The sequence below is a fragment of the Nocardioides ginsengisoli genome, from assembly GCF_039537225.1.
GTDB classification, from domain to species: Bacteria; Actinomycetota; Actinomycetes; order Propionibacteriales; family Nocardioidaceae; genus Nocardioides; species Nocardioides ginsengisoli.
This window is the reverse complement of the sequence record NZ_BAABAC010000006.1, coordinates 246,551-258,619: the sequence shown is the minus strand read 5'-3', so window position 1 is coordinate 258,619 and position 12,069 is coordinate 246,551. Positions and strand designations below refer to the sequence as shown.

The 12,069-nt window shown below is 69.9% G+C and carries 12 protein-coding genes; 1 reads left to right on the top strand and 11 read right to left on the bottom strand.

The genetic code is table 11. The features are described from left to right. Positions 1-5: 5 nt before the first annotated feature. From AB4880_RS04780 to AB4880_RS04760, 5 genes are read right to left on the bottom strand one after another with little or no spacing between them, the layout of a single operon-like run. The gene (locus AB4880_RS04780; protein WP_367918059.1) at positions 6-986 is read right to left on the bottom strand and encodes an MCE family protein; all 981 of its coding nucleotides are present in this window, start codon (positions 984-986) and stop codon (positions 6-8) included. Further along, positions 983-2,065, bottom strand: a complete 1,083-nt coding sequence (locus AB4880_RS04775) for an MCE family protein (protein ID WP_367918058.1) — start codon at positions 2,063-2,065, stop codon at positions 983-985. Before AB4880_RS04775 ends, AB4880_RS04780 begins: the two co-directional genes overlap by 4 nt. Continuing rightward, positions 2,062-3,387 (bottom strand): MCE family protein, encoded by a 1,326-nt coding sequence (locus tag AB4880_RS04770; RefSeq protein ID WP_367918057.1) that lies wholly within the window; start codon positions 3,385-3,387, stop codon positions 2,062-2,064. Before AB4880_RS04770 ends, AB4880_RS04775 begins: the two co-directional genes overlap by 4 nt. Before the next feature lie 7 nt (positions 3,388-3,394). Beyond that, positions 3,395-4,234 (bottom strand): MlaE family ABC transporter permease, encoded by an 840-nt coding sequence (locus AB4880_RS04765; protein ID WP_367918056.1) that lies wholly within the window; start codon positions 4,232-4,234, stop codon positions 3,395-3,397. Continuing rightward, complete coding sequence (locus AB4880_RS04760; RefSeq protein ID WP_367918117.1) at positions 4,234-4,956, bottom strand: MlaE family ABC transporter permease; 723 nt, start codon at positions 4,954-4,956, stop codon at positions 4,234-4,236. The genes AB4880_RS04765 and AB4880_RS04760 overlap by 1 nt, the downstream gene beginning before the upstream one ends. 242 nt (positions 4,957-5,198) lie before the next feature. Here AB4880_RS04760 and AB4880_RS04755 point away from each other — a divergent pair, with 242 nt between their 5' ends. Next, complete coding sequence (locus AB4880_RS04755) at positions 5,199-5,909, top strand: ion channel (RefSeq protein WP_367918055.1); 711 nt, start codon at positions 5,199-5,201, stop codon at positions 5,907-5,909. On the opposite strand, the gene AB4880_RS04750 is transcribed toward AB4880_RS04755, so the two are convergent. From AB4880_RS04750 to AB4880_RS04725, 6 genes are all read right to left on the bottom strand, one after another. Further along, entirely contained in the window at positions 5,890-7,197 is a 1,308-nt protein-coding gene (locus AB4880_RS04750; RefSeq protein WP_367918054.1) for an MFS transporter, read from the bottom strand. The genes AB4880_RS04755 and AB4880_RS04750 overlap by 20 nt on opposite strands. 84 nt (positions 7,198-7,281) lie before the next feature. Then, entirely contained in the window at positions 7,282-7,725 is a 444-nt protein-coding gene (locus tag AB4880_RS04745) for a VOC family protein (RefSeq protein WP_367918053.1), read from the bottom strand. Next, a complete protein-coding gene (uvrB, locus tag AB4880_RS04740) occupies positions 7,722-9,851 on the bottom strand; it encodes an excinuclease ABC subunit UvrB (protein WP_367918052.1) in 2,130 nt (709 codons plus the stop codon). Before uvrB ends, AB4880_RS04745 begins: the two co-directional genes overlap by 4 nt. Positions 9,852-9,936: 85 nt before the next feature. Next, the gene (locus AB4880_RS04735; protein WP_367918051.1) at positions 9,937-10,518 is read right to left on the bottom strand and encodes a carboxymuconolactone decarboxylase family protein; all 582 of its coding nucleotides are present in this window, start codon (positions 10,516-10,518) and stop codon (positions 9,937-9,939) included. Next, complete coding sequence (locus AB4880_RS04730) at positions 10,515-11,384, bottom strand: SDR family oxidoreductase (RefSeq protein ID WP_367918050.1); 870 nt, start codon at positions 11,382-11,384, stop codon at positions 10,515-10,517. Before AB4880_RS04730 ends, AB4880_RS04735 begins: the two co-directional genes overlap by 4 nt. A 29-nt stretch (positions 11,385-11,413) precedes the next feature. After that, on the bottom strand, positions 11,414-12,010 hold the full coding sequence (locus tag AB4880_RS04725; protein WP_367918049.1) for a TetR/AcrR family transcriptional regulator: 597 nt from the start codon (positions 12,008-12,010) through the stop codon (positions 11,414-11,416). Positions 12,011-12,069: the final 59 nt, after the last annotated feature.

Genomic DNA, 12,069 nt, shown 5'->3' with positions numbered 1-12,069 from the left:
CGCCGTCACCCCTGGAACCCGGGAACGAACTCACCGGTGGGCAGGGCCAGCAGGTTCGCCGCATAGGCGTCGAACCACGGACCGGTACCGATGATGTTGCTGAGGATGGACACGTACGGGCCGAGCGCGTGCAGCGTCCCCTTGATCTGCTTCTTCTTGGAGACCAGGAAGGACACCAGTCCGTCGACCTCCTTCAGGGCGGGCGCGATCTGGGCCTCGTTGTCCTTGACCACGCCGCGCAGCTCGACGGCCAGGCTGCGCGCGTTGACGAGCAGCGCGTGGACGGCGTCGCGGCGCTTGGTCAGCTCCTGGAAGACCAGGTCGCTGTTCTTCATCAGCTTGACGATGTCGTCGCTGCGGTCGGCGAGGACCTTGCTGACCTCCTTCGAGCTGTCGAAGAGGGTCTGGATCTCCTGGTCGCGCGAGGCGACGCTGCGCGAGAGCCGGGCGACGCCGTCGAAGGACGCCTTGATCTCCGGCGCCGACGTGTCGAGCGTGTCGGCGACCGTGTCGAGCGCCTTCGACAGCTGCTCGGTGTTGATCTCCTCGGTCGTCGTGGTCAGGTCGCCGAAGACGCCGACGATGTCGTACGCCGACTGCGTGCGCTCGAGCGGGATCGTGCCGCCCGACGCGAGCTGGCCCTTGCCGACCGGCTGCACGTCGAGGAACTTCTCGCCCAGCAGGTTGAGCACCTCGATCGAGGCGGTGCTGTCCTTGCCGAACTCGACGTCGCCGTCGAGCTCGAACTTCACGCGCACCCGGTCGCGGTCGAGCGCCACGTCGGTGACGCGGCCGACCCGGATGCCGCCGAGCTGGACGATATTGCCCTTGTGGATGCCGCTGGCGTCGCTGAACTCGGCGTAGTACGTCGTCCCGCGGAAGCCGGGGAACTTGCCCAGGTTGAAGGTCGCCGCGGACACGACAGCCATCACCACGAGGGTGATGACGCCGAGCCGGAGGACGCGGGCGTCGCGGTTCTTGTTCATCGGCGACACCTCGGAGCCGTCGACTTGAAGTTGAACTTGGTGATGTACTCCTGAATCTCCTTGATGATCGGCAGGTTCGCGATCACGGGGAGCCGGATCCGGGCGGAGACGCCGCAGACGTAGTACTGGTACCAGGAGCCGTAGGTTCCGGTCCGCGTCTGGTCGGTCATCATCTCCGGCATCCGGTCGAGGAGGCTGGCGAGGTTCGCCCGGTTCTCCTTCTTGTTGAGGAGCTTCGACAGCGCGCGCAGCGCGGCGATGTCCTCCTTCACCAGCGGCCGGCCGCGGCGCAGCAGGTCGGCCACGGTGACGGTCAGCTGCGAGATGTTGTCGAGCGAGGAGCCGATCGTGTCGCGGTCCCGCGCCAGGTCGGTCATCCAGTCCTTGAGCTCGACGATGAGCGTGCTCAGCTGCTGGTGGCGGTCGTCGACGGTCTTCAGCGTGGCGCTGAGGTTGGTGACGACGTCGCCGATCAGCTGGTCGCGGTCGGCGAGCGCCGAGGTGAGGGACGCCGTGTGGTCGAGCAGGCTGCGGACCGTGCCGCCCTCGCCCTGCAGAACCTGGACCAGGTTCATGCTCAGCTCGTTGACCTGCTTCGGCGTGAGCGCCGCGAAGAGCGGCTTGAAGCCGTCGAAGAGCACGGTCAGGTCGAGCGCCGGCTCGGTGTTGCGCACCGGGATGGTCGCGCCGTCGGTCAAGGGCTTGGCGTCCTTGGCGTCGACGCCCTCCTCCAGCGACATGTAGCGGTCGCCGACCAGGTTGAGGAAGCGGATCTTGGCGACCGAGGCGGTCGTCATCTTCACGCCCGCGTCGACCTTGAAGGTCACCTTGGCCATCGAGCGGTGGTAGTGCTCGACCTTCTTGACCTCGCCGACGTTGACGCCCGCGACCCGGACGTCGTCGCCCTTCTCGAGCATCGACGCGCTGGTGAAGATCGCCTGGTACTCGTTGCGGTCGCCGAACCCGACATTGCCCATGATGATCGCCAGCAGGCCGGTCACCATCAGCGAGACGACGGTGAAGATGCCGAGCTTGATCGCGGCGGCGGTCGTGGTGGCGTTGCGCCCGTGCCCGCTCATCCGGCCGCCCTCCCCTGGCGCACGACGGGGCCGTAGAGCAGCGAGCCCAGCGACCCGTAGGTGTCGGGCTTGCGGCCGCTCTCACCGGCGAGCATCGCGTTGACGACCTTCTGCTCGGCCTCGCTGCCGGCGTAGCCGCTGTCGATGGCGCCACCGGCACTCGAGCGTCCGAGCAGTCCCTGGAGCGGCAACGGGGAGAACCCGCCCTTCTCGTCGATGTCGGAGCCCTGGTCGAGCGGGTGCGGCGGCGCCGGGACCTGGAACTTCGGCAGGCCGAGGCACCACGGGCCGTGGCCGACCTCGCCGTAGGTCGGGAGGTCGCGCTCGTCGTACGGGCGGAACTGGGGCTGGAAGAACTCGATGTACTGCTTGACCCAGCTGTTCTCGAAGGTCTTCGACAGGATCGGCTCGTAGTTGGCGGCGCCGCGGATCAGGCACGGGAACTCCGGGGAGTACTCCGCGAGCAGGCCGATGACGGGCGCGGTGACCTGGCCCATCCGGATCAGGTTCTGCTCGTTGTCGCCGAGGATCCGGGTCGACGTGTTCGCCAGGCCGGTGAGGTCGGAGAAGAAGGTGTCGAGGTCCTTGGCCTTCTCGGTGATCGTCTTGCTGGTCACCGTGACGTTGTCGAGGACGTCGAGCAGGTCGGGCGCCGCGACGTCGTAGGCGTCGGCGACGTCGGCCAGCGCCTGGAGGTCCTTGCGCAGCGTCGGCAGGTGCTGCTCGATCCTGCCGATGTAGGAGCCGAGCTGGTCCATCGTCTCGCCGAGCTTCTCGCCCCGGCCCTCGAGCGCGGTGGCGAGCGCGTGCAGGGTCGCATTGAGGTCGGCTGGGCGGACCGCCTCGAGCAGCGGGAAGAGGTTGGCCAGCACCTGGCTGAGCTCGACATTGGTCTCGACCCGGCTGGCGGGGATCACGTCGCCGCTGCGCAGCGCGCGGGCGGGCGCGTCGGCGGGGTCGATGAGGGCCACGAACTTCTGGCCGAAGAGCGTGGTGGGCATGATCCGGACGCCGACGTTCGACGGGATCCGCTGGGCGGCGTCGGGGTCGAGCGCGAGCGTGATCTCGGCCTTGTCACCGCTCTGGTCGATCTTGTCGACCCGGCCGACGAGGACGCCGTGGATCCGGACGTCGCCGAACTTGGCGAGCTGCAGGCCCGCCCGGTCGGCCCGGACGGTGACGGTCGTGACACTGTCGAACTTCTTGTTGTAGATCGCGATCGACAGCCAGATCAGCAGGGCGATCGCGGTCAGGAAGGCGACACCGGCCACGAGCAGCCGGTTGTGCTCCTTCGCGCTGTCGTGATGGATGTTCACCAGCATCAACGGCTCACCCCGTGATCCGGACGGTGGTCGTGGATCCCCAGATCGCGAAGCTGAGGAAGAAGTCGGCGACGACGATCGTCACGATGCTCGTCCGGATCGCCTTGCCGACCGCGCGGCCGACACCGGCCGGGCCGCCCGAGGCGGTGTAGCCGTAGTAGCAGTGGATCAGGATCACCGCGACCGCGAGGAAGAGCAGCTTGAAGAACGACCACACCATGTCGATCGGCGGCAGGAACTGCAGGAAGTAGTGGTCGTAGGTGCCCGCCGACTGGCCGTAGATCAGTGTCACGATCAGCCGCGGCGAGAGGTACGACGCGCAGAGCGCCACGATGTAGAGCGGGATGACCGCGACGAAGGCGGCGATCATCCGGGTCGTCACGAGGAACGGCAGCGACGGGATGCCCATCACCTCGAGCGCGTCGATCTCCTCCGAGATCCGCATCGCGCCGAGGCGGGCGGTGTAGCCGCAGCCGACCGTCGCCGCCAGCGCGATCGAGGAGACGAGCGGCGCCACCTCGCGGGTGTTGAAGTAGGCCGAGATGAACGCGCTGAACTTCGCCACGCCGATCTGGCTGAGCGAGGCGTAGCCCTGAATGCCGACCTCGGTGCCGGCGAAGAACGCCATGAAGGCGATGACACCCACCGAGCCGAGGATCAGGCTGAGGCCGCCGGCACCGAAGGCGACCTCGGCGAGGGTGTTCATGATCTCGCGGGGATAGCGCCGGATCGCGCGCGGCACCCAGGTGAGCGCCTTGACGTAGAAGAGCAGCTGGTCGCCGTACCCCTCGACGGAGCTGCGACCGCTCTTGTAGGCGTCGCCGAGGAAGTCCCCTGCCGCGGCCATCACAGGCCCACCGGCGGAGCGACCTGGAAGTAGATGGCGGTGATCACGGCGTTGAGGAAGAACAGCGCCATGAAGGCGATGATCACCGACTCGTTGACCGCGCGGCCGACGCCGCTCGGGCCGCCGCCCGCGTTGAGCCCCTTGTAGGCGCCGATGATCGCGGCCAGCCAGCCGAAGATGATCGCCTTGATCATCGCGATGTAGAGGTCGGGCAGCGAGGCGAGCGCCGTGAACGACGACAGGAAGGCGCCCGCGGAGCCGCCTTGGACGATGACGGTGAAGAAGTAGCCGCCGCCGATGCCGGTGCCGATCACGATGCCGTTGATCATCAGCGCCACGAACATGGTCGCGACCACGCGAGGCGCGACCAGGCGCTCGAGCGGGTCGATGCCGAGCACCTCCATGGCGTCGATCTCCTCGCGGATCTTCCGCGCGCCGAGGTCGGAGCAGATCGCCGACCCCGCGGCTCCGGCGATGATCATCGCCGCCGCCATCGGGGCCGCCTCCCGCACCGTCGCCAGGACGGCGGTGGCGCCCGCGAAGGACTGCGCCCCGAGCTGGCCGGTCAGGTTGCCGACCTGGAGCGAGATCACCGCGCCGAACGGGATCGAGACCATGATCGTCGGCATCAGCGTCACGCTGGTGACGAACCAGGCCTGCTCCAGGAACTCCCGGACCTGGAACGGCCGAGTGAAGATCCGCTTGGTCACCTCGACGACCATGAGCGCGATCTCACCGGGGCCACGCACCACCGATACGGCGTTGAACGCCACCCCGTCTCCTCTCCCCGCACTGTCCTAGGACCGAGCGCCACCACAGACTTTCGCGATATTAGAACACGTTCTCATTGTGACCAAGACCGCAATCCGCATGTCGGCATTCCGCTCCCCCGGAATCCTGCCGTTGCCGGGTCAACGCGCGCTCCGGGGCTCGGGTCACGGCTCGCCGCTCCTAGGATCGACCGGTGGCGACCGACTCCGACAACGTCCCCGGGCAGCTCCCCCGGCAGCTCCCCCGGGCCCTCGCGACCCTCGGCCGGCACCCGTCGGCACTGCTCCTGGGCGCGCAGCTGGTCGTGGTGCTGGCCTACCCGGCGCTCTCCGGCTCCACCGCGGGCCGCGCGTTCGCGGGCGTCTTCCAGCTGCTGGTGCTGGGCGCGGCGGTGGCCGCCGTACGCCGTACCCCGGCGCTGACGTGGATCTCGCTGCTGCTCGGCGTGCCGGCGGTCGTGCTGACCGTCGCCGAGGCGGTGCGGCCGCAGGTCGACGGGATCGTGCTCGCCTCGGCCGTCGTCCACGCGCCGTTCCACTTCTACGTCTCCTACGCGCTGATCGCCTACCTCTTCCACGACGAGAAGGTGACCGCCGACGAGCTGTTCGCGACCGGCGCGGCGTTCACGGTCGTCGCGTGGGGCTTCGCCTACCTGTACGCCGCCGCACAGGTGCTGTGGCCGGCGTCCTTCGTCAGCTACAACAGCCCGGCGGGCGCGGTGCCGCTGGACTGGTTCGAGCTGCTCTTCCTGTCGTTCACCACGATGACCAGCGTCGGCCTGTCGGACGTCTACCCGGTGGTCGCGCACACCCGCTCGCTGGTGATGGTGGAGCAGGTGGCAGGCGTCTTCTACGTCGCGCTCGTGGTCGCCCGCCTGGTCGGGCTCAGCTCGCGCCGGGGATGACCATCGACGAGCCGCCGGCGACCTGCTCGCGGGTGGTGAGCGAGCGGATCCTGCGTCGGTAGCGCACGATCTGGATGACCCCGATGCCCCACAGCAGGTACTGGACCGACATCGCCCAGCGGAAGGCGTGGGGCGTGTAGTCACCGCTGCCCGGCGTGAGGACGTCGAGCACGACGCCGATGCCGAGGACGGCGAGCAGCGAGGCGGTGAACCCGCCGACGTTGATGATGCCGCTGGCGCTGGCGACCCGATGGTCGGGATTGCTGGTGCGGGCGACGTCGAAGCCGATCATCGACGCCGGCCCGCCGGACCCGACCACGATGATGAGCAGGATCAGCAGCGGCAGCGGAGCGTCGCCGGGCCAGAGCAGGACGACGCCCCACGTCACCGCGAGCGCGCCGACGATGATGAGCGCGGTGGTCGAGCGGTGCCACGGGTGGCGGCCGACCAGCCAGCCCAGGAACGGGCCGTAGCCGACACAGGTCAAAACGAGCAGCGACAGCAGCGCGCTCGCGACACCCGGCGAGACGTGCTCGGCGGTCACCAGGAACGGGTAGCCCCAGAGCATGCCCATCAGCCCGGTCGTGAAGGGCGTCGAGAAGTGCACCCAGAGCCCGAGCTTGGTGCCGGGCTGGGACCACGACGCGGCCAGGCTGGCGACCAGGTCGCGGGCCGACATCGGGACGCCGCGCAGGTGCGCCTGCTCCGGCGAGTCGCGCAGGAAGAGCCGCAGCGCGAGCAGCGCCACCACGCCGACCAGCGCGCCGGTGAGATAGGCACGCGTCCAGCCGAACTGCCCCAGCGCCCACGTCATCGGCGCCGCCGCGGCGATCGCGCCGAGCTGGCCGAGGTTGCCGGTGAGCTGGCTGACCAGCGGCACCTGCCGCCGCGGGAACCACGACCCGACCAGCCGCAGCACGCAGATGAAGGTCATCGCGTCACCCGCGCCGACGAGCACCCGCGCACCGAGCGCCGCCACATAGCTGTCGGCGAAGGCGAAGCCGGCCTGCCCGAGGCTGACCACCACCACCGCGGCGGTGAGGACGGTGCGGGAGCCGAAGCGGTCGACCATGAGTCCGACGGGGATCTGCATGGCGGCGTACACGAGGAGCTGGAGCATCGTGAACGACGCCAGCTGGCTCGCGGAGATGTGGAAGCGCTCGGTCGCGGCGAGGCCGGCGACGGCGAGGCTGCTGCGGTGGAAGACCGCCAGCGCGTAGATCGACAGCCCGACGATCCAGACGAGGTAGCGCCGCCCGGTCTCCGTCCCGGGCGATCGTCTGTACACGAACGTAGTGTCTCAGGCGCGGGTCGTACCGGACAAAAGGTCACGAGAACGCCGATCTCGCGACCCGATCGTCCGGTACGACGCTCAGTCGAGGCAGAACTCGTTGCCCTCGGGATCGGTCATCACCAGGAACCCGTGGCTCAGCGGCGGCGCCGGCTCGTGCCGGGCCGCCCGGCTCGCACCGAGCGCGACCAGCCGGTCGGCCTCGGTCTCGAGCGCAGCCATCCGCGCCTCGCCCTCGATGCCCGGCGCGGCGCGCACGTCGAGGTGGACCCGGTTCTTCGCGGTCTTGCCCTCCGGCACCCGCTGGAAGAACAGCTTGGGCCCCGCCCCCGAGGGGTCGATGCTCGCCGAGGCGCTGTTGCGCTGCTCGGGCGGCAAGGTGGCGGCGAAGTCGTCCCAGCTGCCGAAGCCCGGCGGCGGCGCGGGCAGCACGTAGCCGAGCACCTCGTTCCAGAACATCGACAGCGCGCGCGGGTCGGCGCAGTCGAAGGTCACCTGGACCTGGCGCACCGCGACGCCGGTCATCTCGTCGCTTCCATCATCTGTCGCAGCTCCTTCTTGAGCTCGCCGATCTCGTCTCGCAGCCGGGCCGCGAGCTCGAACTGCAGCTCGGTGGCGGCCGCCTTCATCTGGTCGGTCAGGTCCTGGATCAGCTGCGCCAGGTCGCTGCTCGGCAGGCCCGCGAGCTCGGCGGCGTGGCCGCCGACGTCGGTGGAGCGCAGCCGCGGGGTCGGGGCGACCTTCGGCTTCACGCCGCCGGCGCGTCCCTTCTGGCCCACGTCGGCCCAGGTCTGCAGCAGCTCCTGGGTGGTCTCGTCCTCGCGGGCGAGCATCTCGGTGATGTCGGCGATCTTCTTGCGCAGCGGCTGCGGGTCGATGCCGTTGGCCTCGTTGTAGGCGACCTGCTTGGCGCGGCGGCGGTTGGTCTCGTCGATCGCCGACTCCATCGACGGCGTGATCTTGTCGGCGTACATGTGGACCTCGCCGGACACATTGCGCGCCGCACGGCCGATGGTCTGGATGAGCGACTTGTCGGAGCGCAGGAAGCCCTCCTTGTCGGCGTCGAGGATCGACACCAGCGAGACCTCCGGCAGGTCGAGACCCTCACGGAGCAGGTTGATGCCGACGAGGACGTCGTACAGGCCCAGGCGCAGGTCGCGCAGCAGCTCGATGCGCTTGAGCGTGTCGACCTCGGAGTGCAGGTAGCGGGTGCGGATGCCGGCGTCGAGGAGGTAGTCGGTGAGGTCCTCGGACATCTTCTTGGTCAGCGTCGTGACCAGGACCCGCTCCTCCTTCTCCGCGCGCAGCCGGATCTCGTGGATCAGGTCGTCGATCTGGCCCTTGGTGGGCTTGACCACAACCTGAGGGTCGACCAGGCCGGTCGGGCGGATGATCTGCTCGACGACGTCGCCCTGGACCTTGTCGAGCTCGTAGTTGCCGGGGGTCGCCGAGAGGTAGACGGTCTGGCCGATCCGCTCGAGGAACTCCTCCCAGCGCAGCGGCCGGTTGTCCATCGCGCTCGGCAGCCGGAAGCCGTGCTCGACCAGGTTGCGCTTGCGGGACATGTCGCCCTCGTACATGCCGCCGATCTGCGGCACCGCGACGTGGGACTCGTCGACGACGAGCACGAAGTCCTCGGGCAAGTAGTCGAGCAGCGTGTTGGGCGCGCTGCCGCGGCTGCGGCCGTCCATGTGCATCGAGTAGTTCTCGATGCCGGAGCACGAGCCGACCTGCCGCATCATCTCGATGTCGTACGTCGTGCGCATCCGCAGCCGCTGCGCCTCGAGCATCTTGCCCTGGCGCTCGAAGGTGGCGAGCTGCTCGGCGAGCTCGGCCTCGATGCCGTTGATCGCCCGCTCCATGCGCTCCGGGCCGGCGATGTAGTGGCTCGCCGGGAAGATGTAGAGCTCCTGGTCCTCGGTGATCACCTCGCCGGTCACCGGGTGGAGCGTCATCAGCCGCTCGATCTCGTCGCCGAAGAACTCGATGCGGACCGCGAGCTCCTCGTAGACCGGGAAGATCTCCAGCGTGTCGCCCCGCACCCGGAAGGTGCCGCGGGTGAACGCCAGGTCGTTGCGGGTGTACTGGATCTCGACCAGCCGGCGCAGCACGGAGTCGCGGTCGTGCTCCTCGCCGACGCGGAGCCGGACCATGCGGTCGACGTACTCCTGCGGGGTGCCGAGACCGTAGATGCACGACACCGTCGAGACCACGATCACGTCGCGGCGGGTGAGCAGGCTGTTGGTCGCGGAGTGGCGCAGCCGCTCGACCTCCTCGTTGATCGAGGAGTCCTTCTCGATGTAGGTGTCGGTCTGCGGGACGTAGGCCTCGGGCTGGTAGTAGTCGTAGTAGCTGACGAAGTACTCGACCGCGTTGTCGGGGAACAGCTGGCGCAGCTCGTTGGCGAACTGCGCGGCCAGCGTCTTGTTGGGCTGGAGCACCAGCAGCGGCCGCTGCACCTGCTCGGCCACCCACGCCACCGTCGCGGTCTTGCCGGTTCCGGTGGCGCCCAGCAGGACGACGTCCTGGACACCGTCGTTGAGCCGCTTGGTGATCTCGGCGATCGCCGCCGGCTGGTCGCCGGAGGGCTGGTAGTCGGACTGCACGTGGAAGGGCGCGACGCGACGCTCGAGATCGGTGACCGGACGCATGGCTCCAGCGTACGAGGGGCCACCGACAGTCCCCGGTCGAGGCGGGACGAGCGCGCACCGCGCGGGCCTCGTCGTCGCACCCGGCTCACCGCGCCCGGTCGGGCTGGACCCGCAATGCGTGCAGCGCGGTGGCGAGCATCGCGTAGTGGCCGACGAGCATCACGATCTCGATCCGCTCGCGGTCGTCGAAGCGGGTGCCCAGCTCGGCCCACAGGCCGTCGGAGAGGTCCTGGTCGGCGATCAGCTCGTCGGCGGCGCGGAGCAGCAGCCGCTCGCGCGCGGTCAGGCCGGCGAGGTCGGCGAGGTCGGCGAGGTCCGCCAGGTCCGCCAGGTCCGCGTCGAGCGCCTCGATCGCCGCGATCTCGTCGCGGGTGAGGCCGGCGCGGCGGGCGAGGCGCCGATGCTGCTCCAACTCGTACGACGACCCGCGGCGCGCCGCGACCCGGACGATCACCAGCTCCGACTCGCGCCGGGTGAGGCGGCCGCCGGGCATCAGCCGGCCGGCGAAGTGCAGCCATCCCCAGAACAGCCGGCGGTGGCGACCGAGGGTGAGGAAGACGGCGGGCGGCTCGGTGCCCTGCACCCGTCCGGCCAGGCGCGCGAAGCCGGCCACGAACGGCCCGACCTCGCGCCAGCCGCCGGGGGCGATCCGCGCCGGGCCGCTCACGCGGCGTCCGCCCGTCGCGCCTGCTCGACCGCGGGCAGCACTCGGTTGGCGCCGTAGTTGAAGGCCCGCATCGCGAGCGCGTAGCCGGGCGGGAAGGAGCGCTGCAGCCAGTGGACCAGTCGGATGTCGGGCGAGGTGTAGACCCAGTACCGGTTGCGCAGCGCCCCCTTCCAGATCGCGGCGGCCGCCTGCTCCGGCGAGACGGCGCGCTTCTGGAAGTGCCGGCGGGCCCGCACGAACGCCTTGCTCTGCTGGTCGATGCCGGCGATGCGGATCGTCTCGACGAGGCCGGTGTCGACGCCGCCGGGGCAGACCAGGCTGACGCCGATCCGGTGCTTGCGCAGGTCGTAGCGGAGCACCTCCGAGACGCCCCGCAGGCCGAACTTCGTGGCGCTGTAGGCCGCGTGCCACGGCATCGCGATGATCCCCGCCGCCGACGACACGTTGACCAGCTGGCCGCCGCGCCGGGCGTCGATCATCGCCGGCACGAACTCCTCGATCACGTGGATCGGGCCCATCAGGTTGACGTCGACCAGCCGCCGCCAGTGCTCCGGCTCGAGGCTGCGTACGGTCCCCCAGATCGCGATGCCGGCGACATTGAGGACGACGTCCATCGCGCCGGCCTCTGCGGTGACCAGCGCCGCGAGCCGTCGTACGTCGGCATGGTCGGCGACGTCGGCCGCCTCCGCGGTCGCGACCCGGCCGCCGGCGGCACGGATCTCGTCGGCGACCGCGGCCAGCCGCTCGGCCTGGACGTCGGTCAGGTGCAGGACGGCGCCGCGGGCCGCGGCGTACTCGGCCACGGCGCGGCCGATCCCGCTCGCGGCACCGGTGACGAGGACCTGCTTGCCGGTCAGGTCACGCACGGGAGCACGGAACCACATCTCGAATCTCCTCAGCTCGGGAACAGGGTCGCCGCCAGGGCGACGAGAGGGGGACGGAGCCGGTCCAGCTCGGCAGGCTCGTCGAGGGTCACCCGCGCGGTGACCATCTGCACGGTCGCGGCGAGCAGGGCCTCGCACGCGAACCGCTGGCGCGCGCCGCGGGCGCCGAACATCCGGGCGAGCTCGGCGGTCGCCTGCTGCTGGACCTCGAGCCGGCGCCGCATCACGTCGGGACCGGCGGCGTAGGCCTCGACGAGGAAGAGCCGGGCCCGGCGCGGGTCGTCGGCGAGCGCGGCGAGATAGCGGCCGAGCAGCGCGTCGAACCGCTCAAGGGCCGGGCCGCTCGCGCCGAGTCCCGCGGCGAAGCTGCCGCGCAGCACGTCGGTGGCCCACTCGTAGGCGGCGATGAAGCAGTCCTGCTTGGAGTCGAAGTGCTGGTAGAAGCTCTCCCGCGAGACGCCCGCGCGCTTGACGATCTCGGCGACCGGCGTCGCGGCATACCCCCGCTCGGCCATCGCGTCGGCCATCGCGTGGAAGATCCGCTCCCGCTGCACCGCCGCCACCTCGTCGCGGCTGAGGCCGTGGCGGCCGCGCGGGAGCGTCGTCATGACCCGGAGCGTTCCACGAACACTATTGTTCGTCAATCGGTCGCACGAGGACGCGGCCC

Excerpts from the sequence above, each read along its gene's own strand:
- AB4880_RS04780 (WP_367918059.1), bottom strand. The coding sequence starts at position 986 with ATGAACAAGAACCGCGACGCCCGCGTCCTCCGGCTCGGCGTCATCACC.
- AB4880_RS04775 (WP_367918058.1), bottom strand. The coding sequence starts at position 2,065 with ATGAGCGGGCACGGGCGCAACGCCACCACGACCGCCGCCGCGATCAAG.
- AB4880_RS04770 (WP_367918057.1), bottom strand. The coding sequence starts at position 3,387 with ATGCTGGTGAACATCCATCACGACAGCGCGAAGGAGCACAACCGGCTG.
- AB4880_RS04765 (WP_367918056.1), bottom strand. The coding sequence starts at position 4,234 with ATGGCCGCGGCAGGGGACTTCCTCGGCGACGCCTACAAGAGCGGTCGC.
- AB4880_RS04760 (WP_367918117.1), bottom strand. The coding sequence starts at position 4,956 with ATGGTCGTCGAGGTGACCAAGCGGATCTTCACTCGGCCGTTCCAGGTC.
- AB4880_RS04745 (WP_367918053.1), bottom strand. The coding sequence starts at position 7,725 with ATGACCGGCGTCGCGGTGCGCCAGGTCCAGGTGACCTTCGACTGCGCC.
- uvrB (WP_367918052.1), bottom strand. The coding sequence starts at position 9,851 with ATGCGTCCGGTCACCGATCTCGAGCGTCGCGTCGCGCCCTTCCACGTG.
- AB4880_RS04725 (WP_367918049.1), bottom strand. The coding sequence starts at position 12,010 with ATGACGACGCTCCCGCGCGGCCGCCACGGCCTCAGCCGCGACGAGGTG.